Annotated in this window: 24 protein-coding genes; 15 read left to right on the top strand and 9 right to left on the bottom strand. The window is 31.4% G+C overall.

Features of this window, described 5'->3' with window-relative positions; genetic code table 11:
* The first annotated feature begins 167 nt into the window (after nucleotides 1-167).
* From der to ABD715_RS10325, 3 genes are all read left to right on the top strand, one after another.
* Complete coding sequence (der, locus tag ABD715_RS10335) at nucleotides 168-1478, top strand: ribosome biogenesis GTPase Der (protein ID WP_344788133.1); 1311 nt, start codon at nucleotides 168-170, stop codon at nucleotides 1476-1478.
* A 3-nt stretch (nucleotides 1479-1481) separates the two neighbouring features.
* The gene (locus tag ABD715_RS10330) at nucleotides 1482-2696 is read left to right on the top strand and encodes a DUF6786 family protein (protein ID WP_344788132.1); all 1215 of its coding nucleotides are present in this window, start codon (nucleotides 1482-1484) and stop codon (nucleotides 2694-2696) included.
* Nucleotides 2697-2900: 204 nt separating this feature from the next.
* Entirely contained in the window at nucleotides 2901-5693 is a 2793-nt protein-coding gene (locus ABD715_RS10325; RefSeq protein WP_344788131.1) for an outer membrane beta-barrel protein, read from the top strand.
* Between the two features lie 409 nt (nucleotides 5694-6102).
* Here the strand turns inward: ABD715_RS10325 and ABD715_RS10320 are convergent, their stop codons facing one another.
* From ABD715_RS10320 to ABD715_RS10300, 5 genes are all read right to left on the bottom strand, one after another.
* A complete protein-coding gene (locus ABD715_RS10320; RefSeq protein ID WP_344788130.1) occupies nucleotides 6103-6945 on the bottom strand; it encodes a TPM domain-containing protein in 843 nt (280 codons plus the stop codon).
* 10 nt (nucleotides 6946-6955) lie between these two features.
* The gene (locus ABD715_RS10315; RefSeq protein ID WP_344788128.1) at nucleotides 6956-7393 is read right to left on the bottom strand and encodes a TPM domain-containing protein; all 438 of its coding nucleotides are present in this window, start codon (nucleotides 7391-7393) and stop codon (nucleotides 6956-6958) included.
* Nucleotides 7393-7971 (bottom strand): LemA family protein, encoded by a 579-nt coding sequence (locus ABD715_RS10310; RefSeq protein WP_344788127.1) that lies wholly within the window; start codon nucleotides 7969-7971, stop codon nucleotides 7393-7395. The genes ABD715_RS10315 and ABD715_RS10310 overlap by 1 nt, the downstream gene beginning before the upstream one ends.
* 93 nt (nucleotides 7972-8064) lie before the next feature.
* Nucleotides 8065-8394, bottom strand: coding sequence for a MerR family transcriptional regulator (locus ABD715_RS10305; RefSeq protein WP_344788126.1), 330 nt, complete (start codon nucleotides 8392-8394; stop codon nucleotides 8065-8067).
* A 2-nt stretch (nucleotides 8395-8396) separates the two neighbouring features.
* A complete protein-coding gene (locus ABD715_RS10300) occupies nucleotides 8397-9368 on the bottom strand; it encodes a M23 family metallopeptidase (RefSeq protein ID WP_344788125.1) in 972 nt (323 codons plus the stop codon).
* Nucleotides 9369-9590: 222 nt separating this feature from the next.
* On the opposite strand from ABD715_RS10300, the gene alaS reads away from it, so the two are divergent.
* The 8 genes from alaS to ABD715_RS10260 all read left to right on the top strand — a co-directional run bounded on the left by alaS (nucleotide 9591) and on the right by ABD715_RS10260 (nucleotide 19434).
* Nucleotides 9591-12203 (top strand): alanine--tRNA ligase, encoded by a 2613-nt coding sequence (gene alaS / locus ABD715_RS10295; protein WP_344788123.1) that lies wholly within the window; start codon nucleotides 9591-9593, stop codon nucleotides 12201-12203.
* Between the two features lie 73 nt (nucleotides 12204-12276).
* Complete coding sequence (locus ABD715_RS10290) at nucleotides 12277-13242, top strand: GSCFA domain-containing protein (RefSeq protein ID WP_344788122.1); 966 nt, start codon at nucleotides 12277-12279, stop codon at nucleotides 13240-13242.
* A 147-nt stretch (nucleotides 13243-13389) separates the two neighbouring features.
* On the top strand, nucleotides 13390-13902 hold the full coding sequence (locus tag ABD715_RS10285) for a DUF6252 domain-containing protein (RefSeq protein ID WP_344788121.1): 513 nt from the start codon (nucleotides 13390-13392) through the stop codon (nucleotides 13900-13902).
* A 24-nt stretch (nucleotides 13903-13926) separates the two neighbouring features.
* A complete protein-coding gene (locus ABD715_RS10280; RefSeq protein WP_344788120.1) occupies nucleotides 13927-14979 on the top strand; it encodes a hypothetical protein in 1053 nt (350 codons plus the stop codon).
* Nucleotides 14980-15319: 340 nt separating this feature from the next.
* Nucleotides 15320-17158 (top strand): sensor histidine kinase, encoded by a 1839-nt coding sequence (locus ABD715_RS10275; protein ID WP_344788119.1) that lies wholly within the window; start codon nucleotides 15320-15322, stop codon nucleotides 17156-17158.
* Nucleotides 17159-17227: 69 nt separating this feature from the next.
* Nucleotides 17228-17878, top strand: a complete 651-nt coding sequence (locus ABD715_RS10270) for a response regulator (RefSeq protein ID WP_344788118.1) — start codon at nucleotides 17228-17230, stop codon at nucleotides 17876-17878.
* Nucleotides 17879-18020: 142 nt separating this feature from the next.
* Nucleotides 18021-18635 (top strand): DUF4230 domain-containing protein, encoded by a 615-nt coding sequence (locus ABD715_RS10265; protein ID WP_344788117.1) that lies wholly within the window; start codon nucleotides 18021-18023, stop codon nucleotides 18633-18635.
* A 46-nt stretch (nucleotides 18636-18681) separates the two neighbouring features.
* Nucleotides 18682-19434 (top strand): enoyl-CoA hydratase/isomerase family protein, encoded by a 753-nt coding sequence (locus ABD715_RS10260; RefSeq protein WP_344788116.1) that lies wholly within the window; start codon nucleotides 18682-18684, stop codon nucleotides 19432-19434.
* 234 nt (nucleotides 19435-19668) lie between these two features.
* Here the strand turns inward: ABD715_RS10260 and ABD715_RS10255 are convergent, their stop codons facing one another.
* From ABD715_RS10255 to ABD715_RS10240, 4 genes are all read right to left on the bottom strand, one after another.
* On the bottom strand, nucleotides 19669-20304 hold the full coding sequence (locus ABD715_RS10255) for a SanA/YdcF family protein (RefSeq protein ID WP_344788115.1): 636 nt from the start codon (nucleotides 20302-20304) through the stop codon (nucleotides 19669-19671).
* A 34-nt stretch (nucleotides 20305-20338) separates the two neighbouring features.
* Nucleotides 20339-22099 (bottom strand): aromatic amino acid hydroxylase, encoded by a 1761-nt coding sequence (locus ABD715_RS10250; protein WP_344788114.1) that lies wholly within the window; start codon nucleotides 22097-22099, stop codon nucleotides 20339-20341.
* Nucleotides 22100-22293: 194 nt separating this feature from the next.
* Nucleotides 22294-22842 carry a DUF4136 domain-containing protein gene (locus ABD715_RS10245; RefSeq protein ID WP_344788113.1) on the bottom strand — a complete coding sequence of 183 codons (549 nt, stop codon included), beginning with the start codon at nucleotides 22840-22842 and terminating at the stop codon, nucleotides 22294-22296.
* Nucleotides 22843-22978: 136 nt separating this feature from the next.
* A complete protein-coding gene (locus ABD715_RS10240; protein WP_344788112.1) occupies nucleotides 22979-23143 on the bottom strand; it encodes a C1orf53 family protein in 165 nt (54 codons plus the stop codon).
* 49 nt (nucleotides 23144-23192) lie between these two features.
* Here ABD715_RS10240 and ABD715_RS10235 point away from each other — a divergent pair, with 49 nt between their 5' ends.
* Genes ABD715_RS10235 through hemL form a run of 4 tightly spaced genes read left to right on the top strand, consistent with a single transcriptional unit; the run spans nucleotide 23193 to nucleotide 26531 of the window.
* Nucleotides 23193-23561, top strand: coding sequence for a hypothetical protein (locus ABD715_RS10235; RefSeq protein WP_344788110.1), 369 nt, complete (start codon nucleotides 23193-23195; stop codon nucleotides 23559-23561).
* A complete protein-coding gene (locus ABD715_RS10230) occupies nucleotides 23521-24444 on the top strand; it encodes a 1-aminocyclopropane-1-carboxylate deaminase/D-cysteine desulfhydrase (RefSeq protein ID WP_344788109.1) in 924 nt (307 codons plus the stop codon). The genes ABD715_RS10235 and ABD715_RS10230 overlap by 41 nt, the downstream gene beginning before the upstream one ends.
* A complete protein-coding gene (locus ABD715_RS10225; RefSeq protein WP_344788108.1) occupies nucleotides 24437-25237 on the top strand; it encodes a glucosaminidase domain-containing protein in 801 nt (266 codons plus the stop codon). Before ABD715_RS10230 ends, ABD715_RS10225 begins: the two co-directional genes overlap by 8 nt.
* Before the next feature lie 7 nt (nucleotides 25238-25244).
* On the top strand, nucleotides 25245-26531 hold the full coding sequence (hemL, locus tag ABD715_RS10220) for a glutamate-1-semialdehyde 2,1-aminomutase (protein ID WP_344788107.1): 1287 nt from the start codon (nucleotides 25245-25247) through the stop codon (nucleotides 26529-26531).
* The last annotated feature ends 32 nt before the right edge of the window (nucleotides 26532-26563 follow it).

The raw sequence follows: 26563 nt of genomic DNA, 5'->3' as shown, positions 1-26563 counted from the left end.
TAGTAAATATATTAGGCTTAGTAAAATACTATTTTTTATCCGATTTTTAAACTTTATCAATCTTTGACAAAAAAAGATTGCGCGTTGAGTATATTTCCTATTTTTGCAAAATATTTCGGATAGAAATAAAAGGCATCAGATAAGGTGTAACATATAAAATAAAGATTATGAGTAATATAGTAGCCATTGTAGGAAGACCAAATGTTGGAAAATCAACGTTTTTTAATCGCTTAATTCAACGTAGAGAAGCTATTGTTGATGCTGTTAGTGGCGTAACAAGAGACCGCCATTATGGTAAAAGTGATTGGAATGGTAAAGAGTTTTCTTTAATAGATACAGGAGGTTACGTATTAGGAAGTGACGATATTTTTGAAGCAGAAATAGATAAACAAGTTGAGTTAGCTATTGATGAAGCAGATGCTATTATTTTTATGGTAGATGTAGAAACTGGAGTAACAGGCATGGACGAAGATGTTGCAAAGCTTTTACGAAAAGTAAACAAACCTGTTTTTTTAGTTGTTAATAAAGTAGATAATGGTAAACGTGCCGAAGATGCTGTAGAGTTTTATTCTTTAGGTTTAGGCGAATATTATACCATTGCTAGTATTAACGGTAGTGGTACAGGAGAGTTGCTTGATGCTTTAGTAGATAAATTACCAGAAATAGAAGAAGTCGAGAAAGAGGTAGAAGCCTTACCGCGTTTTGCTGTTGTTGGAAGACCTAATGCAGGTAAATCATCTTTTATAAATGCATTAATAGGAGAAGATAGGTATATTGTAACAGATATTGCAGGAACTACTAGAGACTCTATCGATACAAAGTATAACCGCTTTGGTTTCGAATTTAATTTAGTTGATACAGCGGGAATTAGAAGAAAATCTAAAGTAAAAGAAGATTTAGAATTCTATTCTGTAATGCGAAGTGTACGTGCCATAGAGCATTGCGATGTATGTTTACTTGTTTTAGATGCTACACGTGGTTTTGATGGGCAAGTTCAAAATATATTTTGGTTAGCAGAGCGTAACCGAAAAGGTATAGTTGTTTTAGTAAACAAGTGGGATTTGGTAGAGAAAGACCATAAGTCTGTTAAAGAGTTTGAAAAAGCTATAAAATTACAAATGGAACCTTTTACAGATGTGCCAGTAGTTTTTATTTCTGTTTTAACAAAACAACGTATTTTTAAAGCCATAGAAACAGCTGTAGAGGTTTATAAAAACCGATCTAAAAAAATTAAAACAAGCGAACTAAACGAGGTTTTATTACCAATAATAGAAAACTATCCTCCGCCAGCATACAAAGCCAAATTTGTAAAAATAAAATACATTATGCAGTTGCCAACACCGCAACCACAGTTTGCATTTTTTTGTAATTTGCCACAGTATGTAAAAGAACCTTATAAGCGTTTTCTAGAAAATAAATTAAGACAACGTTTTGGTTTTAATGGTGTCCCTATTAGTGTTTATATGCGTAAAAAATAAAAAATGAAATTTATTCCAGTAATAAAGCAAAGTGCTAACAAATTAATAGGTTTGTTTGGTTGTATAGCCTTATTACTTGGATGCAATAAAAGTATAGAGCGACCAACTTTTGCAAAAGATTTAGAGTTTTTAAGTAAAACAATACAACCTATTATTTTAAAAGATTCTGATGCTAGGCAAATAATTGTATCTGCCGAGTTTCAAGGAAAAATTATGACTAGCACATCTAACGGATTAGATGGTGCTAGTTACGGTTGGTTTAATAAGGGAATTATTGCGAGCGATACCGTTTTTAAAAACAGAAGCAAGGTAGGTAGTGCTGGTCGTATTTGGTTTGGTCCAGATCAAGGACCTAATACTGTTTTCTTTAAAAGAAATAAAGTAACTAACAAGGTCGAGCATGCTACACCTAAAGACCTAGATACTTTGCCATTTAAAGTGTACGAGCAAACAAAATCTTCGGTTATTTTAGGAAATACGTTACACCTTGAAAATTTAAAAGGATTTCATTTTTATATCAATGTTAAAAGAAGTATTGAGATTTTATCAAAAGAACATATAGAGCGTAGTTTAAATTTAAACATAGATAAAACTATTGGTTTTGTTGGGTTTAAATCGATAACTTCAATGAAGAATATTGGAGAAACGAATTGGTCAAAAAATACAGGTTTATTATCCTTATGGGATTTAGGGTGTTTTTATCCTACTCCAAAAACTACGGTAGTAATTCCGCTAAAAGGTAATAAAGAAAAAGCAACAGTGTATTTTACACCTATAGATAGTACACGTTTAAAAATAAAAGAGAATATTCTTTTTTATAAAGCCGATGCCAATTATTTAAATAAAATAGGCACTTTGCCAGAGCATACAATACCTTATTTTGGTAGCTATTCGCCAGAATTTAATTTATTAACTATTATAAAATTTAGTTTTCAAGGCGGCTTAGATTATGTAAATGCGCATCCAGAACATGTTAGCGAGCAGTACAGAGGCGATGTTATTAATGTTTTTAACGACGGAAAACTTGGAGATATAGGTCCATTTGGTCCGTTTTACGAATTAGAAACCTCTTCTGCTGCAAAAGCGCTTAAAGTAGGAGAAAGTATATATCATACTCACGAAACATACCATTTCGAAGGGTCTAAGCAAGACTTAAATGCTATTTCTAAAAGCTTATTAAACGTAGGTCTAGATACTGTTAATAAGGCTTTGCACTAATACTTGATAAAATAAAGTTGTAGTTTACTTTTACATTTTAAAGCATTATTTTATTTATTATAAATAATGCTGTATAGTATTTGTATAAACTAAAAAGTAAAGATTATGATCATATAGCGTGGTTTATAGTACTCCTGAGTATAATTTTTTAATGGAATGGTATAATATTTGTGCCTTAGAAACCTTTCTAACTAAACCATTAAAATGAATAAATTTTGTTTTTACCTCGCGGTATTTTGTATTACAATAACTTTTTCAAAAGCCTTTTCTCAATCTAAATCTTTTCAAATATCAGGAACTATTATTGCTCAAGATGATAATAATCCGTTAGAATCTGCAACAGTATATTTACAACAAATAGCAGATAGTACGCTGGTAACTTACGATATATCTGATGATCATGGAGAGTTTTATTTAGAAGGTAAAACAAATCAAAAGCAATTAAACCTTTTTATTTCTTATGTGGGTTTTAAGAAGCATGCACAAATAATAAAGATAGACACAGAGAAAATAGATTTACATGCTATAATTTTAGAGCCAGATAATAATGTTTTAGATGCGGTAGTAGTTAAGTCTTCTGCGCCAGTAATGATAAAAAAAGATACTCTAGAGTTTAACGTAAGATCTTTTAAAACAAAGCGAGATGCTAATGTAGAAGATTTACTAAAAGAATTACCAGGTGTAGAGGTTGACGAGGATGGAAAGCTTATAATAAACGGTAAGGAGGTTGATAAAATTCTTGTAAACGGTAAACCTTTTTTTGCAGGAGATCCTACTATAACCACAAGAAACTTAACTAAAGATTTGATAAAGAAAATTCAAATCATGGATACAAGAACTAAAGCAGAGGCTTTTGCAGGCGAGCAAGGCGATAAAACACATAAAACTTTAAATTTAGTAATAGACGAAAAGAAGAATAGAGGTGTTTTTGGAAGACTTTCTGCTGGTTTAGGTACAGACAAGCATTACGAATATGCAGGTATGTTTAATTATTTTGATAACGATCAACGTTTAAGCGTGTTATCTGGAGGAAACGATATTAATTCGCCTGGGTTTAGTTTTGGCGAAATTAGAAAAATGTTTGGAGGCGGTAATGGCATTTCTATAAAAAACGGATCGTTAGGAGGTAGCCAAGGTTATGGAGCAGGAAAAGGTTTAGTAGAGTCAGAAAATATAGGAGCAAATTATGCAGACGAATTAGGTAGTTTGGTAGATATGACTGCAAATTATTTTTATTCTGGAAGTGAATCTGATGATAAGTCTGAAACCCAAAGAGAAAATATTTTAGCAGACGGTACACGTTACTACACAAACTCAAAATCGACATCTTTTAATAATAGTACTAACCATAGCTCTAATCTAGATTTTGATATAGAGATAGATTCTACGTTTTTAATAAATATATCGCCTTCGTTTAAATATGCAAAAAACGAGCAGATTTCTAGAAGCTCTAGTGATGCAAGAAATGCAGATAACGAATTAACTAATCAGTCTCAATCAGAGTCAATTATAGATAATACTACTCAGAGATTGCGAAATAAATTATACGCAACAAAACGCATTGGTAATAAAGGAGCCTTTGTAAAGTTATATATGACGTCGGATATGAATAATTCTAAAACAGATAATTTATTAAATTCTGAAACTAATTTCTTTGAGGAAAATAGCACTTCTGAAGATATTCTTAGAGACCAAACTATTGACTCAGACGATAAAACAGGAAATACATTTATATTTTCATCTTATAGGTTACCAATTTTAGCTAACGAATTATTTTTAGATTTTAGATATAGTTATAGGCGCATTAAAAGAGAAAATACAAAAAGTACTTTCGATTTTGATGACGTAACGGGAGGTTATACAAGTTTTAACGCCGATTTAAGTAAAAATTATGAGCATATAACAGCAACAAGCTCACCATCACTTAGGTTAGAATATAGAAAGAAAAATTGGTCTACAAGTATACAGTCTACATATCTTTCTAGAAATTTGGAAAACAAAGATGCATTAAGGCCTGTTACTAACCTAAAACGCAAACTAGAGGCTTTAGAGGTGCGTTATAGATTTAATTATAGGTTTAGTTCTAAATCGTCAGTTGGGTTTAATTATACTTTGGATAACGAAGCTCCTCAAATTGGTAGATTACAAAATTTTAGAGACGAAACCAATCCATTACATGTCTATACAGGTAATCCAGATTTAAAGGCATCAAACAGTCATAAAATTAATTTGCACTATAAAGTGTTTAACTTTCAGAAAGATACAGATTTCTATACCTATTTTAATGCGAGTATAGACAGAGATAGTCCTATTTCTAAAACAATTATAGATGATAATTTGGCAAGAGAAACAACATATACTAACGTTAATGGTGGTTATAATGTTAATGGACGAATTTCGTTTAGTAAACAAGTAAAAATAGACAGTGTAAAAACAGTTAAGTTTTATGTTGGTGTACGCCCAAGTGTTAGGAAATCTATAAACTTTAATAATGGCGTGCAATATGCTAGTACCGTAAAATCTGTAGGGCCAAGTTTGGGTTTAAGGTTAAGATGGAGAGATGTGTTAGAGTTTAGTCCAAGATATAGATTGTCTTTCACTAAAAACTCTTACGATATAGATAGTTTTAACGATCAAGAGTTTTTGTATCATTCTTTAAATTTAAGGTCTGCAACCTTTTTGCCAAAAGATTTTGAGTGGCGTAATAATGTGTCTTTTAGTTACAACCCAAATATAGCAGCAGGATTTCAAAAAAGTGCTTGGTTCTGGAACTCTACTTTGGCTTATTCTGTGTTAAAAGATCAAGGTACCATGACGTTAAAAGTCTACGACTTGCTTAATCAGAATACAAATGCGCGCAGAATAGCAACTCAAAACTACATACAAGACTCGCAAAGTACCGTATTACAGCAGTATTTTATGCTAAGTTTTAGTTGGAAGTTTAATAGCCTAGGTAAGGCAGGTATTATTAATAAGGGTAAATATTCTAGAGGATAAATAATAATAAATGTAAAGTGAGCACCTCAAGACTTATCTTTAAACCACTAATGTGGCTTCATATTTTCTGAAAAAAAATCACATGGTTTTGGAACTCGACTATTACGTATTCTATGTTTCAAAATAGAGGTGTTTTAGCTTTAATGGGTAGAATTTTAGTTTTGTAAAACTATTTTAATAAAAAACGATTTTGTTTTTAAGTTTATTAGAGAGAAATTATACAAATATGTTTTGGTTGTGTTTTAAATATTAACTGGCAACCCCATATATGTTTATTACTGTATTTTATTATAGGCAAAACTTTAGTTGCCAATTAAGGTTTTAGATTAGATAGTATTTTTAGTGGTGTTAAAATAAAAAAATGAATTTATTGTAGTTAGGGTTACAAAGTTTAATAGGTTTTAACGGGTTACCAACCACCAGAAGCACCACCGCCACCGCCAGAACCACCACCAAAGCCTCCTCCAAAACCGCCACCACCAAAGCTACCGCCTCCAGATGACCACCCGCCACCAAAACCACCAGAATTTCTTCTGTAGCTTCCTCGGCCAGAGTTACTTAATATAATGGCTTCTAAAATGTCCATAGAAGTTGATCGATGGCCTCCGCCATTTCTGCCACCACCACGCTTATTTTTAGAAATGGATATAAGAATAACAATAAATATAAAAATAAGAAAAAAGGCAGCTTCAATAGGAAATCCATTGTTATTAGGTCTACTACCTTGGTATTCTCCTTTTAAAACATCAAAAATAGCATCGGTACCATTATTTAGTCCACCGTAAAAATTACCTTGTTTAAAGTAAGGAATAATATCGCGTTCTATAATACGTTTAGACATGGCATCGGTTAAAAGGTGCTCTACGCCATAGCCTGTATTTATTGCTATCTTTTTATCGTTTTTAGCTAAAATAATAAGTATGCCATTGTCTATTTTAGCTTGTCCAATTCCCCATTTTTTTATCCACTCGGCACCCAAGTAATTTATGTTTTCGCCATTGGTAGAGTTTATTATGGCAAGTACTATTTGGGTAGATGTTGTGTCGGAATATTTTACAAGTTTTTGTTCTAAATATTTTTTTTCCTGACTAGATAAAACAGAGCCTGTATAATCGTAAACACTTGTTTGTAATTTAGGTATTTCTGGTATATCAAATTGCGCAAAAGATAGGCTTACAAATAGCAAAGTAAGCATAAAAGATAGTAGTCTAGATTTTGTTTTTTGAGGTATACTGAAGATTGAAAATTGCATACTTGTGTAACTAGCCTTTAGAAATTTCGTTAGTAAGTTCGTTTTCGTCATCATCTGTATATGGAAAAAAATGTTTTAGTTGTTCTCCAGATTTTATAATGCCATCTACAAGTCCTTGTTTAAAATTACCAGATTTAAAATGCTTTTGAATAACATTTTTTGTGCTTTCCCAAAAATCATGAGCAACAACATTGTTAATGCCTTTATCGCCATAAATAACAAACGTTTTATCATCTATAGCCACATAAATTAATACAGCATTTTGCAGTTTGGTGTTGTCCATTTTTAAAGTGTGAAAAACTTCTAAAGCGCGCATATTAGCATCGTTTTTAGAAGTTTTTTCTATATGGACACGTATCTCTCCAGATGTATTTAACTCTGCAAGTCTTATAGCTTCAACAATTTCTTGTTCTTCGCTTGCTTTAAGGAAAGCTTCTATGTTAGACATTAAAATTCTATTTTAGGCGCTTTTTCGCTTCCTGTTTCAGATTCGAAGTAAGCCTTTTTCTCAAAACCAAACATACCAGCAAATAAGTTGTTTGGAAATGTTCTAATATGATTATTATATGGTTTTACAGTACCGTTAAAACGATCTCTAGCTACGTTAATTCTGTTTTCTGTACCTTCTAATTGAGATTGAAGCTCTAAAAAGTTTTGATTTGCTTTTAAATCTGGATAACGCTCTACGGTTAATAATAATTTAGATAATGCACCGCTTAAACCTTGTTGTGCTTGCTGAAATTGCGCCATTTTTTCTGGAGTTAAATCGCCAGCATTTATCGTGGTTTTTGTAGCCTCAGATCGAGCTCTAATTACACCTTCTAAAGTTTCTTTTTCGTGCGCAGCATAACCTTTTACTGTGGCTACTAAGTTTGGTATTAAATCTGCTCTTCGTTGGTAAGCACTTTCTACCTTAGCCCAAGATTCTTCAACATTTTCTTCTAAGCCAATTGTAGAGTTATATCCATTAACTCCAAATATTGCTAATAAAGCTACTATAACAATTGGTACAATCCATTTTTTCATAATTTAATATTTTGTGTGGTTTTGGTTATTATTAGTTTAGACTCGTAAAGGCCTTAAAAGTTACATGTTTTAAAGCTTTTTTTAGTTAAAAGGTTATAACTGGTCTTTAATTTTAGATAGTTGGTTTTTAATGTCTTCTAATTTACTAATAATTTGAAAATTACTGAGTGTGTCTTTTTTTTCTTCTTTTAAATGCGTCTTTGCTCCTTCTAAAGTAAAACCACGTTCTTTTACAAGATGAAATATAAGTTTTAAATTTTTAATGTCTTCTGGTGTAAATTTCCTGTTTCCTTTGGCGTTTTTTTTGGGTTTAAGTACAGTAAATTCTTTTTCCCAAAAGCGAATTAAAGAAGTGTTAACTCCAAAGGCTTTGGCTACTTCGCCAATGGCATAATATCTTTTTTCGGGTAAGTCTATATACATGTTTAATCGAGAGATTGGTTTTCTAAAGATGCGCGCTCTAAGAGTTTATTAAATTCTTCGGCGGTTAAACTGCCATAATAAAAGTTAATAGGGTTAATTCTCGTACCGTCTTTAAAAATTTCGTAGTGTAAGTGTGGTGCCTCAGATCGTCCTGTACTGCCTACAAAGCCAATTAAATCGCCTCTTTTTACCTTCTGGTTTTTTCTAACGTTATATTTATATAAATGCGCATATAAACTAGTATAACCAAAACCATGGTCTATACGTATGTGTCTGCCATAACCACTAGAGCCAGAGTCTGCACGCTTTACAACACCATCGCCAGTTGCATAAACAGGTGTGCCTCTGGGAGCTGTAAAATCCATGCCCCAATGCATTTTTCTAGCTTTTGTAAACGGATCCGATCTCATACCGTAACCCGAAGCCATTCTTGTTAAATCTTCGTTGCTAACCGGTTGTATAGCGGGAATAGCTACTAGTAATTTTTCTTTTTCTTTAGCAAGATTAGCAATTTCATCAAGCGATTTAGATTGTATAACAATTTGTTTTTGTAAAATATCGATACGCTTATTACTTTCTATAATTAATTTAGAATTATCAAAACCTTCTAAACTTTTATATCTGTTTACACCGCCAAATCCAGCTTTTCGTTGTTCGTCTGGTATAGGGTTAGCTTCAAAAAATACGCGATAAATATTATTATCTCTATCTGCAACGTTTTCTAAAACAGCTTCAGCTTCATCCATTTTTTTATTTAGCAATTCAAATTGCAGTTGTACATTTTGTAGTTCTCTTTTTAATGCCTTTTCCTTAGGCGATTCTAAGTAATGTCCAGCAATAAAAACAAATAAAAAACCAAATAAACCAGATGCTAGAATAAACATTAATGCATATGTAAATGTTGTTCTTTTTTTACGCTCTATTTTGCGGTAAGAAAGCGATTCTGGATCGTAATAATATTTAACCTTACTCATGTCTTAAAATATACTATTTTTGCAACTTAAATTTAGTAGTGTAGCATTGTGTATTGTAAGTATAAAAACAAACGTACAAAAAAAATATTGTATGTTTTGTAATAATAATTGAATACATAGCTTTATGTACTGCTAAAATTAAAATAAATTTGCAGTATAAAATATAAGTTAATTGCTACTAAAAGATAATTTTTAAGGCATTAAGATTTACAAAATAAGTACATGAAATCACAAGATATCCGATCGAAGTTTTTGAGTTTTTTTGAAGAGAAAAAGCATAGTATTGTGCCATCTGCACCAATGGTTTTAAAAGATGACCCAACGTTAATGTTCGTTAACTCGGGTATGGCGCCATTTAAAGAGTATTTTTTGGGTAATGCAGATCCTAAAAACAAGCGTATAACAGATTCTCAAAAGTGTTTACGTGTTTCTGGTAAGCATAACGACTTAGAAGAAGTGGGTTACGATACTTACCACCATACATTATTTGAAATGTTAGGAAATTGGAGTTTTGGCGATTACTTTAAAAAAGAAGCGATTGCTTGGGCATGGGAGCTTTTAGTGGATGTTTATGGTGTAGACAAAGATATTCTTTATGTAACTATTTTTGAAGGTAGCCAAGAAGATGGTATTGGTATGGATACCGAAGCTTACGATATTTGGAAAGAATTTATAGCTGAAGATAGAATTTTAAAAGGCAATAAAAAGGATAACTTCTGGGAAATGGGAGAGCAAGGTCCTTGCGGACCATGTAGCGAAATACATGTAGATATTCGTTCTGCCGAAGAGAAAGCTAAAGTAAATGGTAAAGATTTAGTAAATATGGACCATCCGCAGGTTGTAGAAATCTGGAATTTGGTATTTATGCAATACAACCGTAAAGCAAACGGTGCTTTAGAAACCTTGCCTAATAAACACATAGATACAGGAATGGGGTTTGAGCGTTTATGTATGGTTTTACAAGGCGTACAATCTAATTACGATACCGATGTCTTTACACCAATTATTCGCGAAATAGAAGCAATAACAAGTAAAGTTTACGGTAAAGACGAAAAAACAGATATAGCTATTCGCGTTATATCTGACCACGTTCGTGCTGTTGCATTTTCTATAGCAGATGGGCAATTGCCTAGTAATACAGGTGCAGGTTACGTAATTAGAAGAATTTTGCGTAGAGCTGTACGTTACGGATTTACATTTTTAGATAAAAAAGAACCTTTTATTTATAGGTTGGTAGATGTTTTGAGCAAAAAAATGGGAGATGCCTTTCCAGAAATGAAAGCTCAAAAACAGCTTGTAGAAAATGTTATTAAAGAAGAAGAGCAATCTTTTTTAAGAACTTTAGATCAAGGTTTAATATTGTTAAATAGAATTGTAGAAGAAACAAAAGGCGATATTGTTTCTGGGGCGAAAGCTTTCGAATTGTATGATACCTATGGGTTTCCTATAGATTTAACCGCATTAATTCTTTCTGAAAAAGGATTGAAGTTAGACGAAAAAGGCTTTACAGAAGAGCTAGAGAAACAAAAGAAACGCTCTAGAGCTGCAAGTGAAATGTCGACTGACGATTGGACTATTTTAAATGATGATGCCAATGAAGAATTTGTTGGTTACGATACGCTTGAAGCTAATGTAAAACTAACTCGTTACAGAAAAGTGGTTTCTAAAAAAGATGGAGAAATGTATCAAATGGTGTTTAATTTAACACCTTTTTATCCAGAAGGAGGTGGGCAAGTAGGCGATAAAGGCTATTTGGAAGATGTACATGGCGATGTTGTTTATATATTAGATACCAAAAAAGAAAACAACGTTATTATTCACTTTACTAAAAATTTACCAAAGCATATTAACGAGAGTTTTAAAGCTGTTGTAGATGCTAAACAAAGACATAGAACAGAGTGTAACCATACTGCAACACACTTGTTACATCAAGCACTAAGAGAAATTTTAGGCGAGCATGTAGAGCAAAAAGGATCTTCGGTACATTCTAAATATTTACGTTTCGATTTTTCTCATTTTTCTAAATTGACATTGGACGAATTACGAGATGTAGAGACGTTTGTAAATAACAGAATAGAAGGGAAGTTACCTTTAATAGAAAAACGTAATGTACCCAAAGAAGAAGCTATTGCCGATGGCGCTATGAGTTTGTTTGGCGAAAAGTATGGCGATACCGTTCGTGCTATTCGTTTTGGGCAGTCTATAGAACTTTGTGGTGGCACGCATGTAGATAATACTGCAGATATTTGGCATTTTAAAATCGTATCAGAAGGAGCAGTTGCAGCTGGTATTCGTCGTATAGAAGCTATTACAAATGATGCTGTAAAAGATTTTTATTCTGAAAATAACAAAGCTTATTTCGAAATGAAAGATTTGCTTAATAATGCAAAAGAGCCTGTTAAAGCTTTGCAAAACTTGCAAGACGAAAACACTAATCTTAAAAAACAAATTGAAGCTTTATTAAAAGATAAGGCTAAAAATATAAAAGGCGAGCTTAAAAGTGAGCTCACAGATGTTAATGGTATTCAGTTTTTAGCTAAGAAATTAGATTTAGATGCAGGCGGAATTAAAGATGTAGCTTTCGAGCTTGGTAGCCAATTTGATAATCTATTTTTATTATTTGCAACAGAGCAAAAAGGTAAAGCACTATTGTCTTGCTATATCTCTAAAGAATTAGTGGCTAGTAAAGGATTAAATGCTGGTCAAGTGGTTAGAGAGTTAGGTAAATACATTCAAGGTGGTGGCGGTGGCCAACCATTCTTTGCTACTGCTGGAGGTAAAAACCCAGAGGGTATTAAAGAGGCTTTAGCTCAGGCTAAGCGCTTTTTAGAGTAGATATTACATTCAATAACACGCAGTATATTATAACATAATGTGCTGTGTGTCTTTGCGAAAATTATATTTAAAAATGAACCTTCAAACCAAAATACCATTAAAAAAAGCGTCTGGTCCTGTAATAGATTATAGTGCTAATGTGTTTTTGTTGGGGTCTTGTTTTTCTGAAAACATTGGTGGTAAATTAGATTATTTTAAGTTTAAGAATACTCAAAATCCATTTGGTATTTTATTTCACCCTAAAGCTATTGAGACTTTAATATTTAGAGCGGTAAATAGTAAATTATATTTAGACGAAGATGTTTTTTTTAATAACGAGCAATGGCATTGTTTTGATGCACACTCCAAGTTAAGTAATGCCTCTAAGTCTAGTTTGCTAACAGGTTTAAACAAGCAAATTAGTTTAACAAATACTCAAATTAGGCAGGCATCACATATTATTATTACTTTTGGTACTGCATGGGTTTATCGTTTTAATAGCTCTAAAAATGTGGTAGCTAATTGCCATAAAATAACTCAAAGTCATTTTAAAAAAGAATTATTATCTGTAGATACTATAACGCAATCGCTACATAATATTGTTAATTTAATTAGCACTGTAAACCCTCATGCTTCAGTAATATTTACGGTATCTCCAGTGCGCCATATAAAAGATGGTTTTATAGAAAATACAAGAAGTAAATCGCATTTAATAGCTGCCATTCATCAACTGTTAAATAAAGAATTTAAAACCATCAATAAATCATCTTCTTATTTTCCGTCTTATGAAATTATGATGGACGAGCTTAGAGATTATCGTTTTTATAATGAAGACATGATTCATCCAAATGCAACAGCCATAAAATATATCTGGGAGCGCTTTATAAGTGTTTGGGTATCCCAGGATGCTTTAAAAACAATGGAAGAAGTTGATGCTATTCAAAAAGGACTTTTACATAAACCTTTTAATTCAAAATCTGAAGCACATCAAAAATTTCTTAAAAAACTAGAAGATAAAAAAGCGCAACTTCAAATTAAACATGCACACTTAACGTTTTAGTAAAATCACCTCTTATATTACTTCAAATCATTATTTAGTTTTTTTATAATACAAGCTTGCGTATTAAAATATACGTCATTCGTCGTATTGATTTCATTCTCATTTAAATGCAATTTTGTGATGCTATTAATCATAAAATAATTTAAGATGAGAAAATTAAAACAATTTGCATTATTACTAACAACATTGTGTCTAGTAACTTTTAATTCATGTTCTTCAAGCGATGATGGACCAAACAAAAATTCTGGAGAAGAATATTTAACAGCAAAAATTGAAAACTCTGGCTTCGAGGCTGCACAGAGTCCTGTTGTTATAGTTGGAGCACAGTTGGCAAACGGTATTTTAGCTGTTCAAGGTGGCGACAATAACGGAAATACTTTTAGTTTAGCCATACAAAATTATGCAGGCGTGGGCGTATACAAAACAGGAGATAATTTAACTAACGGTAATTTAGCGCAGTATCTCCAAATTAATCCGTTAGAAACTTGGGCATCTAATTTAGCAACTGCAGCTGTAGGCACTTTAACAGCGGGTACCATAGAAATTACTTTAGACGATGGAGAAATGGTAGAAGGTACTTTTTCTTTTGAAGGTTATAATGCTACAACAAAATCTACAAAAAACATTACAGAAGGTAAGTTTAAGGCGCTTTTCGATTAATATAAACTAAAACAAAAATCAACAATGAGAAAATTACAATTATTACTTAGTACGGTATTAGCTTTTTTATTAATCGGAGCTGTTTATGCCCAAGATATAGCAGAATTTAAACCAAGTCTGCAAAAATATGGATTAGGAAAATTAAAAAAAGGACCTAAAAAAATATATATTGCTAGTTTCAATATTAATTTCGAGACCTACAAAGAAGCCATATCTTATAAAGCAGCAGGAGGTTTTAGAAACTCAGCTAGAGGTGAAGCAACAGCACAAGCAGCAATAGGTATTAACGGTTTACAAGAAGCAGATATTCAAGAAAAAACAAACAAGCTTTATAATGATTTTGTAGCCGATTTAAAAGCGAAAGGATTCGAAATTATAACTCCAGATGTAGCTGCTAAAACAAAAACATACGCAGGTTGGGAAAAATCTTCAGGTCCTTATGTTATAGAGTCTGGTTTACCAGGAGTTATGACATCTGTACCTAATGGATATTCCTTTTTTTATAAAAAAGAGACAAAAGAAGGTAAGAAAAAGAAAGGTTTTTTAAGTGGGGCTTTAGTGCCACAAAAATTATCTAACGAGCTGGATGATGCTGTAATAGCAAACATAAATTTATATTTTATGTACTCTGAAGCGGGTAACGATTTTTTTAAGAATGCTGGCGGAGCAAAAGTAAAAATGTTTACTAATTATAGGTTAATAGGCGATTACACTGTTGCTGCACCAAAAACAAAAGGCTTTGTGAGGTTAAAAGGCGCGCAAACATTAGATAGAATTACTAGTAATGTGTCTTTTGCAAAAGGAAAAGTAGGTTTGGGAGCAGAAACCCAATATGATGGTGGATTAAAAAAAGATTTAGAAATTAATGGTGTTATTAAAAAGGATAAAGTTGTAGCATACTCTAAGCAAAATACAGAAACAGCAACCTCGTTTAAGCCAATAGTTATTGTTGGGCCTAGCTACAGTAAACTTACCAAGTGGATTGAGGTAGATTCTAAAAAGTATACAGCAGGTATGTTTAATGCAGGAAATAAGTTCTTGTCTTACCATGTTAAAACATTTTTAAGCAACTATTAGAATGATAAAAGGTGAACGTGTTAAAAAATAAATCTTGTTGTTGAGATTTGTTTGATTGGGCGCGATATTTATTTTATTGCGCTTAATCTTTTTTAATTACGTTTAATCGATAAATTGTCTGGTTTTTAATATATTAGCTTAAATTTAGTATGCTATTAATCAGTTCACAGAGAAGACATCAATTGCGTATATTGTTAAATCAATTGCCAGTTGATGTTTTTTTATAGCTGCTTTTTGTAATTAAAAGCATTATATCTACCATAAATATAGGCACATCGATTATTCTTTTAGAATAATCATTTTTTTATATCTTCATCGAGCTATTAACTAAAACCTAAATATGAAATTTTTTATTTTTTCATGTTTTTTGTTGTGCCTTACTTTTTCCTATGCTCAAAGGGCAACAGATATAAATATACTTGAACCAAATTTTAAGGAAGCCACGCTTACAAAGCAGTATATTTATAGTGATGCCCATGTAGCAAAGGGAATAGAAGCTGTTTTAAAAAACGATACTTTGTTTCACTATGAAGAAAAAAAGTTTTTAAACTCTGGAGTATTTACACATTACAATTGGGTAAAAATTAAAATTAAAAATAAATCTGAGGTAACTAAATTTGTTTTCGAAGTCAATCAAACATATTTAGATTCGCTTCAATTTTATGTGGTTAAAGGAGCAGGTAAAGTACATTCATATCCTAAAAAAGGACTTCATTTTAAAGATCCGGACGATACTAACTTTTTAAGTAATAAGTATGCTTATGTCTATCCAATTACTATAGCGCAAAACGAAGCTTTAACAGTATATATGCGAGCCATAGTTAACGATGGTGCTTTTAGGGTAACTAATAAAATATGGACAGAGAAGCATTACGAAACTAGAAAGCTAGATATAAAAATAAGAACAAGTTATCTTATCTTTTTTGGAGGTTTTACAGTGCTTGTGGTGCTTATTTCTATAGCAATGTTCATTTTTTCTAAAAAGAGAATCTATTTATATTATACTTTTTTTGTAGCAGTTGTTTTTATTAATTTACTAGGCTTACGTCACTTTGTATCTCCTTTATATATTGAGAAATATTTGTTCTTTGGTAATAGCTTTACAGAAATGTTTGCCTTGTTACAAGTTACCTTTATTCTTTTATATTTAAATAAGTTTTTGCCTATAAAGGTTTATTATCCAAAAGTTTATATTGTTTTAAAATATACAGCAATATTTACATTTGTATTTTTTATTAGTGGTTTGTTTTTAAGGCGGTTCGATTGGTTTTATGGCTTTTCATTTTACTTTACAAAAGCTATTTTACTAGTGGTAACTGTTTTTATGTATGCTATTGCTTTAAAATTAGCCTTTAAAAAAGAACTAATGGCGTACTACTTTCTATTGGCTTATTTTCCGTTAATGTCTTTTGTGGCTTATTATATTTTAACTGCTTTTAAGCTAACAAATGGGTTTAACCCATTACAATGGGAAATTGTTATTTTTGTAGAGATTTTTGTGTTAACTATTGCCATGTCTCACAAGTATTATTTGCTTATTCAAGAAAACAGAGTTTACGAAAGAAAAATATACGAGCAACGATTAAAAATATCGAGAGATTTACACGATAATATAGGGGCACAACTTACGTTTATAATTTCGTCTATAGATAATTTGCAATATGGATTTAATATTAAAAATGATAAGTTAACTGGTAAATTAAATAGTATAAGTGCTTTTACAAAAGATACTATTTACGAACTTAGAGATACCATTTGGGCTATGAATAAAGACGGTATTTCTCTTGAAGATTTACAAGTTAGAATTTCAAATTTTATAGATAAAGCGCACCTAGCTTCAAGATCAACTCAATTTAGTTTTAACATCGATAAATTATTAGCTTCTAGCTTAGAGTTTACTTCTGTGCAAGGCATGAATATGTATCGCATTATCCAGGAAGCTGTTAATAACGCAATAAAATACGCAGGAGCAACCCATGTAAATGTTGATATAAAAAAAGAGAATAATTCCATTTTGTTCTCAATAATAGATAACGGTAAAGGGTTTAATGCACAAACGATAATAAGAGGTAATGGGCTAAATAACATAAAAAAAAGAGCCAGCGATATTAATGCTTCTTTAAAAATAGAGTCAAAAATAGATAAAGGGACTCAAATAACCTTTAGTGTTAAGGTGTAAAATATACGTTGTTTTGCGTATACCAAAATGGTTAAGATAATTGTAACTTTTAAGTCTAAATAAATAAAAATGAATATTAAAATAGCTATAGCAGACGATAATTCTTTTTTAATAAAAATGGTAGAAGAAAAAATATCGTTTTTCGAAGATTTAAAAGTAAGTTTTAAAGCTTTAAATGGCGAAGAGTTATTAAATAAACTAGAGCTTAATTGTAACCTAGATATTATTTTAATGGATATAGAAATGCCTGTTTTAAATGGCATACAAACAACCGAAATAGTAAAGCAAAAATACCCACATATTAAAATAATAATGTTAACTGTTTTTGATAATGACGAGAATATTTTTAATGCCATAAAAGCAGGTGCAGATGGGTATTTACTAAAAGAAGTAAATCCAAAAGATTTATATGCAGGTATAAAAGAAACATTAAATGGAGGTGCTGCCATGAATCCTTCTATAGCATTAAAAACCCTTAAGTTATTAAGAAACCCTATAGCTATAAATAACTTAGGAGCCCAAGAAAATATTAAACTAACAAAAAGGGAAACAGAGGTTTTAGAGCATTTAAGTAAGGGGTTAAGCTATAATTTAATAGCAAATAACTTAATACTTTCTAAGGGTACAGTAAGAAAACATATAGAAAATATTTATAAAAAACTACAAGTACATAATAAGCTAGAGGCAGTACAAAAAGCAAAAAAAAATAATTTAATATAAAGTTTTATTGTAACGTTTGTTTAACCTTGAGATAATGTTTTTACTTTAAAAAGCTTATATCTTTGTAGTGCTATTAATGGATGGCTTACATTAGTTTGGACCTTATATGTCGAGGGAAACTAATGTTTTTTTATTTTAGCATATGCGTAAAATTCTACTAGGTGTATTTATCACCCTTATTATTCTGTTTGCATTTAAATACTGTGAGCAAAAAAGAGCAGACAATATAGTACTTCAAGAAAGTTCTACCTTGATTCAAAAACAAATTAATAACGTTGGTAAATTAATTGTAACAGAAGGGCATTTTAGCGAAGTGTTCAACTATAAAAATTCAAAAGAAATATTAGGAAATTACTTAACATCTAATAAAAAAGCATTAGTTGTGGTTAATGCAGATGTTACAATTGCATACGATTTAAGTAAAATTGAATTTGATGTAAATAAGGCAACCAAAACACTTACAATTATAAATATTCCTGAGGAAGAAATTAAAATTCATCCAGATTTGGAGTACTACGATATGCAATCAGATTTTTTTAATCCATTTGAAGCCAAAGATTATAACGAAATTAAAAAAGCAGTTACCCTTTCTCTAAATAAAAAGATTGGAGATTCAAATTTAAAACATAATGCTAAAAATAGATTAATTAGCGAACTCTCTAAGTTTTTTATATTAACAAATTCTTTAGGGTGGACTTTACAATATAATAATACCGTAATAAGTAAAAACGACCAATTTCAGAATATTAAATTGTAGTTTTTACGTATCTTGAAACCTGAATTTAAAAGAATCAATTTAGCACATGGATAGTCCCTACGTTAATTTAAACATAGAAAATAAAGTTGGATATATTGAGTTTTTTCATCCCAACAGAAATTCAATGCCAAGCGAAGTTTTAAAAAAAATAGAAAAAACTATTATCGATGCTGGCACAAACAAAGCAATAAAGGTTATTGTTTTAAAAAGTGGAGGAGATAGAACGTTTTGTGCAGGCGCAAGTTTTAACGAAGTCATTTCTATAGAAAACGAAGAAGCTGGTTTACAGTTTTTTTCTGGTTTTGCTAATGTTATTAATGCCATGCGTAAATGTCCTAAATTAATTATAGGTAGGGTTCAAGGTAAAACAGTAGGAGGCGGTGTAGGTATAGTAGCTGCAACAGATTATTGTTTGGCCACTAAATATGCGTCTATAAAGTTAAGCGAATTAAGTATTGGTATTGGACCTTTTGTAATAGAGCCGGCTGTATCTAGAAGAATAGGTAAAACAGCCATGTCGCAAATGACTATTGATGCAGAAACTTTTTTTTCTTCGGAATTTGCAAAAGATAAAGGACTTTATGCAGAGGTATTCGAAACACAGGAAGAGCTGGATGAAGCAGTTAAAATATTAGCAGAAAAGTTAACGACTTACAACCCTGAAGCTTTAACCGAAATGAAAAAAGTTTTTTGGGAAAATACTGCACATTGGGACGCATTACTTATAGAGCGTGCTAAAATTAGCGGAGAATTAGTGTTAAGTAAATTTACTAAGAAAACTTTAAAACGATTTAGATAAGTTTTAAAGAATATAAATATGCAAGAACAAACTATAAAACTTTCTGTTGATGCAGTTGTATTTGGTTATGAACAAGGTGATATATTTGTCTTAACTTATTAAGCGAAAGTAGAATTAAAAGAAACAATTAATCATGTTTACTGCACCAATAGTTATCGAGATATAGAAGATGAATTTGTAACTTAATTTAAAGTGATTTAAATAAAAAACACTCCAATAGTTTAGGATAATTTTTTATTTAATCTCAACCTGTTTACCTAAAAACTTGGGTTTAACCCCTAGTAAAATATCTATAAAAACTTTTGTTCTAGCTAAATACTCTCTGGCTCTAACTTTAAAGCCAGAGCTAGCAGAAACATCTTTTGCATTAAAACCTATGGCGTTTATATTGTGGTGTTTGGCAAGGTAAATGGCTCTTTGGTTATGAAATTGTTGAGATATAATAGTAATATTTTCTTGACCAAATATTTTTTTAGCTCTAACAATAGAATCCAATGTCCTAAAGCCTGCATAATCTAAAAATATTTTTTCTTCAGGAATCCCTTTGCTTATAAGCTCTTCTTTAAAATCTGTAGGTTCATCGTAAGTCTTGTTACCATTATCTCCACTTATTAAAATAAAATCTATTTTTTTGCTTTTATATAATTTTAACGTGGCGTCAATACGATATTTAAAATATAAATTTATAGAGCCATTATTTAATAACTTAGAGGTTCCTAATACCAAACCTACTTTGTTTTTTTTTATTTCTGTAGTGCTAAAAAAAGTTAGTTTTTCGGTTTGCTTTTCTATTATGTAATTAGAAATAACAACTAGCAATAATGGGAAAACTATGCAAACTACTATAAGTGGTTTTATTTTCTTTTTCATGAATTAAATATCGTGTATTTCTCTTAGAAACACGTTATTTAATAACCGTTTTTTGTTTAATAATTTCTAATCCATCATCAATTAACCTGCCAACTTTTGGTCTATTTTGTTTAATGGTTTCCAAATGATTTAAAATATTTTCGCAAAGCTCTTTTTCTTCACTTTTAAAAGCCAGTTCATATAATTCTACAGCAAGTAGCCAATCGTTATTATGTTTTTCTATAAGTTGCTCAAGTACTTTGCTTCTAGAAATGGTTTGGTTTTTATTTTCTCTATAGTCTCTTACTTGTTGATAAAGGGATTCTAGCTCTATTTTTTCGGTAGATTTTTTTGTTTTAATAGTTTCAGAAGACGTTTTGTGTGTTATTAAATTAAAACTTTGTAAATCTGCAGAACCAGAAAAAGCAGATACTACAGATTTGCCAACTGCCATATCGTAATTGCCCCATTCGGGTTTAAAGAGAATAGTGTCGTTATGTGTAACTGTACAGTTTTTAAAGCTTATTAGTATAATTTTACCTTGAAGGTTTCGTTTTCCAGTAATAATTTCTCCAGATACGGTTATGTTGCCTTCAAATTCAAGGGTTACTACTTGTTCTTCAAAAATAGCATAAGCTCTTAAATCTCGCGGACTCATGTCTTCTATAGCTAAATTAATACCTTTTAGTTTCCCTACAGGAGATCCAAAACCTTTGCTATGTGTTGCTGTACCATGGCCAACCAATTCTTTTTCTCGGTAAGCTAAAGCCGATTTTCCTGTAGTTTGGATGTAAATTGGGTTGTTTTTATGCGTTATTACGTTTGTAAATACACCAGAAACCTGGATACCTGTACTTAATTCTATTGTGCCTAAAGCTTTAGATTCTATTAGCTTGTTTATTCCTGATAATCCACCTGTTCGTAGGGCCATAGTATTGGCAAATTCTTCTAAAACAAGACTTAAATGCGCAAAATTTGGAGTAACAAAAAGTTGAGGTTGCGGTTTTGTTATATCAAAGTTTTTGTAAGTGGTCTCTATGTTGTATGGTAGCTTTTCAACTTCGTTGGTCATACACCAAGCGCTTTCTCCTATAGATGATAATAAGCCTGCACCATATATTTTTGGGTTGTCAATAGAGCCAATTAAACCATATTCTACAGTCCACCAATGCAAATTTCTTATAAGGGCCATTTCGCTAGGCTCCCCCATTTCTAGTTGTAAATCTTCTACCTTTTTTTCTGCAGAAGCGATATCATTTATATTAGAATTAGGAGCTTCTTTTATAATAGATAAATGCCTTATCGCTTCGTAAAGTTCGTAATCTTTAGCAGATGAAATAGCTTTGCTTCCTATTTCTCCAAATCGGCGTAAGTATTCTGCATACTCCGGATTTGCAATAATAGGTGCATGTCCAGCACCTTCGTGAATAATATCTGGAGCAGGTGTATATTCAATATGGTCTAATTGCCTAATATCGCTAGCAATTACGAGTATGTTGTAAGCTTGAAATTCCATAAAAGCATTTGGCGGAATAAAACCATCTACAGCTACTGCTGCCCAGCCAATATCTTTTAAAATTCGGTTCATACCGTACATGTTAGGTATATTATCTATAGAAATACCTGTTTGTTTTAAACCATCTAAATATGATTTATGAGCCACTTTGCTTAAAAAATCAACGTTTTTACGCATAACATAACGCCAAACAGCTTGGTCTATAGCAGAATAATTATTGTAATTCTGTGGTTTTATAAACTGTTTAAGGTGTTTAGGTAAACGACTTAATATAGCATTTTGTTCGATTGCGGTATTCATTGAAATCTCGTTATTTTAGAGTTTAAAAATACGAAATATTCATTTAATTGCGTCTTTTTGTTGTTATTTTATAATTTTTAGTGGTGTTTTATTTAAAGAAGAAGAAGTGTTTAGCGTTTTCTATTTAGAAATAAGTAAAGCTTAATTATATTAATAAAAAAAGCGACCAAATTGGTCGCTTTTAAATTTTTAGTTTATTGTATTGCTGGTGGATATTTCATCATGATTTCAGAAACGAACTCCTTGATTCTTTCTTCTTTTTTCTCCATATTTCTAGTTAAGTAACCGGTTCCCATGCCTTGCCAAACCAATTCTTTCTTTTTAGCATCTATTAGGTCTACAAACAAAACACCTTCGGTACTAGTAGACACTGCTGGTTGTTGGTTCCATCCCCAACCCCAGCCAGGCCCGAAACCACCCCAACCCCAGTTGTTATAGCCCCAAGAGTTATTGTAAACATCCACTCGTTGGTTAGATTTTGTAAAAAGACTAACTAGTACATCTGGTTTTTCCGATTTTGTAAAGCCTTTTGCTAATAATTCAGCTTCAATCGCTCTTAAAATTCTTCGTTTATCAAGGTCGCTAATTTCAGCTTTATCAATGCCATTTTTAAAAAAGGCAAAGGTTTTATACTCACCAAAGTTGGCATTTTTGTCATAATCTGCAGCTACTTTAACAGACGAGCACGATGTAACCACAAATAGTATTGCTAGAAGCGGTAACGTTTTTAATACATTTTTCATAAGCATTTTTCTTTTTTTAGTTCTTATAAGATAACAATTTTTACAATATAAAATTGAATAAAGAAGCTTTCAATTTATATATAAGTATCAATAATCGTACCATACACTTGCTGTTAAAGCCTTGAAAGTATTGGTATTATCTAGATATGGAGTTGGTTTTTTTATTATATCCATAAGGGCAATGTCTACATCCACTTTCGCAACAGTAACCTCTTTTTAAATGATATTGCTCTGTAAAACAGCGATAACCTTCTGGCGTTAAATAAAAATCGCCTTCTTCAATTGGAATAATTTTTTTCATATATAGCAAAGGTAATATAAAATGGTTTGATTTTTGAAGTTGGTTTGATATGATAATAGTTTCAAAATACTTAGTGCCTAGAGGTTATTTGGGCTTAACTATTTTTCCTTTTGTGTTTTTAAAGCGAAAAGCATTAAGGCATAATGCTGTTTTAATAAACCACGAACGTATTCATTTAAAACAGCAATTAGAACTTTTTATATTGCCTTTTTATGTGTTTTATAGCGTTGAGTTTTTTGTAAAGTTTATGGTGTATAGGCATTGGCATTTGGCTTATAAAAATATTTCTTTTGAACGCGAAGCTTATGCAAACGAATCTAACTTTCATTATTTAAAACAAAGACGATTTTGGAATTTTTTAAAGTATATTCGCATTAATGATTTTTCAGTTAAACAAGAGCATAAACGAACGCATTAAATTACCGCAAAAGTATAACGTAGAATTATATTTAAAGCGAGAAGATTGTATCCATAATTTTGTTTCGGGTAATAAGTATAGAAAGCTAAAGTATAATTTGGAAGAGGCTAAATACAATGGCTTTAAAACGCTTTTAACCTTTGGAGGTGCTTACTCAAACCATATTGCTGCAGTTGCTTTTGCAGGTAAAACATTTGGTTTTAATACTATTGGTGTAATTCGAGGAGAGGAATTAGAAGGTAAGATTGATACTAACCCAACATTGCAATTTGCTAAGGCGTGTGGTATGCAGTTTAAATTTATAACTAGAGATGCTTTTAGACTTAAAAATACAAACCGCTTTCTTAATGTTTTAAAAAAAGAATTTGGTGGCTTTTATTTAATTCCAGAAGGCGGAACAAATACACTAGCAGTAAAAGGTTGTCAAGAAATTTTAAATAATACCGATGCCGATTTTAATTTTATTTGTGTATCTGTAGGAACAGGAGGTACTATTTCTGGGCTTATTAATAGCTCTGAAGCTAATCAGGAAATTTTGGGTTTTCCTGCTCTAAAAGGTTCTTTTTTACAAGAAGATATTATTAAATTTGTAACCAAGAAAAATTGGAGTTTAACTACCAATTATCATTTTGGAGGTTATGCCAAAATAAATGCCGATTTAGTACATTTTATAAATCAATTTAAAGAAAATCAAAATATTCAATTAGATCCTATATACACAGGTAAAATGATGTTTGGAATTTTCGATTTAATTAAAAAAGGATATTTTCCAGAAGGCTCAAAAATATTAGCTATTCATACAGGAGGAATTCAAGGTATAAAAGGAATGAATGGCATATTAAAAAAGAAAAAATTACCATTAATTGCGTATGAAAATGAATAAAAATATACTGGTCTTAATTATAAGTGTTTTGGTTTTTAGTTGCGGAACTAAAAAAACAGTGATAACTAAAAAGCCTAAAACAAAAACAGTAAGGGTTACTAAAAAAGGAGAAAATAAAGAGGCGAGTACACCAAAAGTACCTGCAAAAATTTATGCAAGTGCCACAGAGCAATATATAGATACCTATAAAGAAATAGCGCAAGAAGAAATGCGGTTGTATAACATACCAGCAAGTATAACTATTGCTCAGGGTATTTTAGAGTCTGGATCTGGTAAAGGAAGATTATCTATAGAAGCCAATAACCATTTTGGAATTAAATGCCATAATTGGTCTGGAGCAAAAATATACCACGACGATGATGAGGCGCAAGAATGTTTCAGGAAATACAATAACGCGAAGTATTCGTTTAGAGATCATTCGTTGTTTTTAACAGGTAGAAAACGCTACGAAGGCTTGTTTAAACTTAAACAAACCAATTATAAAGGTTGGGCAAAAGGTTTAAGAGCTGCTGGTTATGCTACAGATAAAAGGTATCCAGAAAAATTAATTAGTTTAATAGAACGTTATCGCCTTTACGAACTTGATGGTGGTAAAAAGCTAAAAACAGATATCGATATTGTAAAAAGTTCTAGAGTTATCCCTAAAAAAATTACTCATATTGTGGTAAAAGGCGATACGCTATATTACATTTCTAAAATGCATAATTTAACGGTAGAAGAGCTTAAAGAAATTAATAATTTGAAAAATAATAATATTTCAATAGGTCAAGAATTACAAGTAAATAAAAATTAAAATATTAATGATTTACAAAAGAAGTAGCGCATTATTTGCCGAAGCAGAAAAAGTTATTCCAGGAGGTGTAAACTCTCCTGTTCGTGCTTTTAAAGGGGTTGGAGGAACACCCATTTTTGTTAAAGAAGCTAAAGGACCTTATTTGTTTGATGAGGATGGTAACCGTTTAATAGATTATATTAATTCTTGGGGACCAATGATTTTAGGTCATGCTTTTGAGCCAGTTGTAAATGCTGTTATAGAAAAGGCAAAAAAAGGAACATCGTTTGGAATGCCAACAGAAATTGAAACAGAAATTGCAGAATTAGCGGTTTCTATGGTGCCCAATATCGATAAAATTAGATTTGTAAACTCTGGAACAGAAGCTTGTATGAGCGCAGTTAGACTTGCTAGAGGTTTTACAGGTAAAGACAAAATTATAAAGTTTGCAGGTTGCTATCATGGACATTCTGATTCTTTTTTAATTCAAGCAGGAAGTGGTGCAAGTACATTTGGTACACCTAACAGTCCGGGTGTAACTACAGGTACAGCAAAAGATACCTTGTTGGCTCGTTATAATGACTTAGCTAATGTTGAAGCGTTAATTGAGGCTAATAAAGGAGAAATAGCTTGTATTATTATTGAGCCAGTTGCTGGTAACATGGGGTGCATTCCTCCAAAGGAAGGGTTTTTACAAGGGTTAAGAGTTCTATGTGATGCCAATAATATTTTGTTGATTTTTGATGAGGTAATGACAGGTTTTAGATTAGCAAAAGGGGGAGCGCAGCAATTATTTAATATTAAAGCAGATATTGTTTGTTTTGGTAAAGTAATTGGAGGCGGATTGCCGGTTGGTGCTTTTGCAGCAAGAAATGAAATTATGAATTATTTAGCACCACTAGGTCCTGTTTATCAAGCAGGAACTTTAAGTGGAAACCCATTAGCTATGGCTGCAGGTTTGGCTATGTTAACTGAATTGAATAGTGATAAAGACGTTTTTAATCGTTTAGCAGAAAAAACTGCTTATTTACATAAAGGTATTGCTAAGGTTTTAGATGAAAATAATGTAGAATATACTATAAACAGGCAAGGATCTATGATATCTGTTCATTTTGCAAAAGATGAGGTTGTAGATTTTGACTCGTCTGCAAAAGGAAATAACGAAACCTTTAAAACCTTTTTTCATGGTATGCTAAATGCTGGAGTTTACATTGCGCCAAGTGCTTTCGAAACTTGGTTTATAACCGATGCTTTATCTTATCAAGATTTAGATTTTACAATAGAGGCTGTAAATACGGTTGCCAAAACGTTATAAAATAGATTTAATAAAAAAAGCATTTCCAAGAT

The organism is Postechiella marina (assembly GCF_039538365.1).
GTDB classification, from domain to species: Bacteria; Bacteroidota; Bacteroidia; order Flavobacteriales; family Flavobacteriaceae; genus Postechiella; species Postechiella marina.
This window is presented reverse-complemented; position numbering and strand designations above follow the sequence as displayed.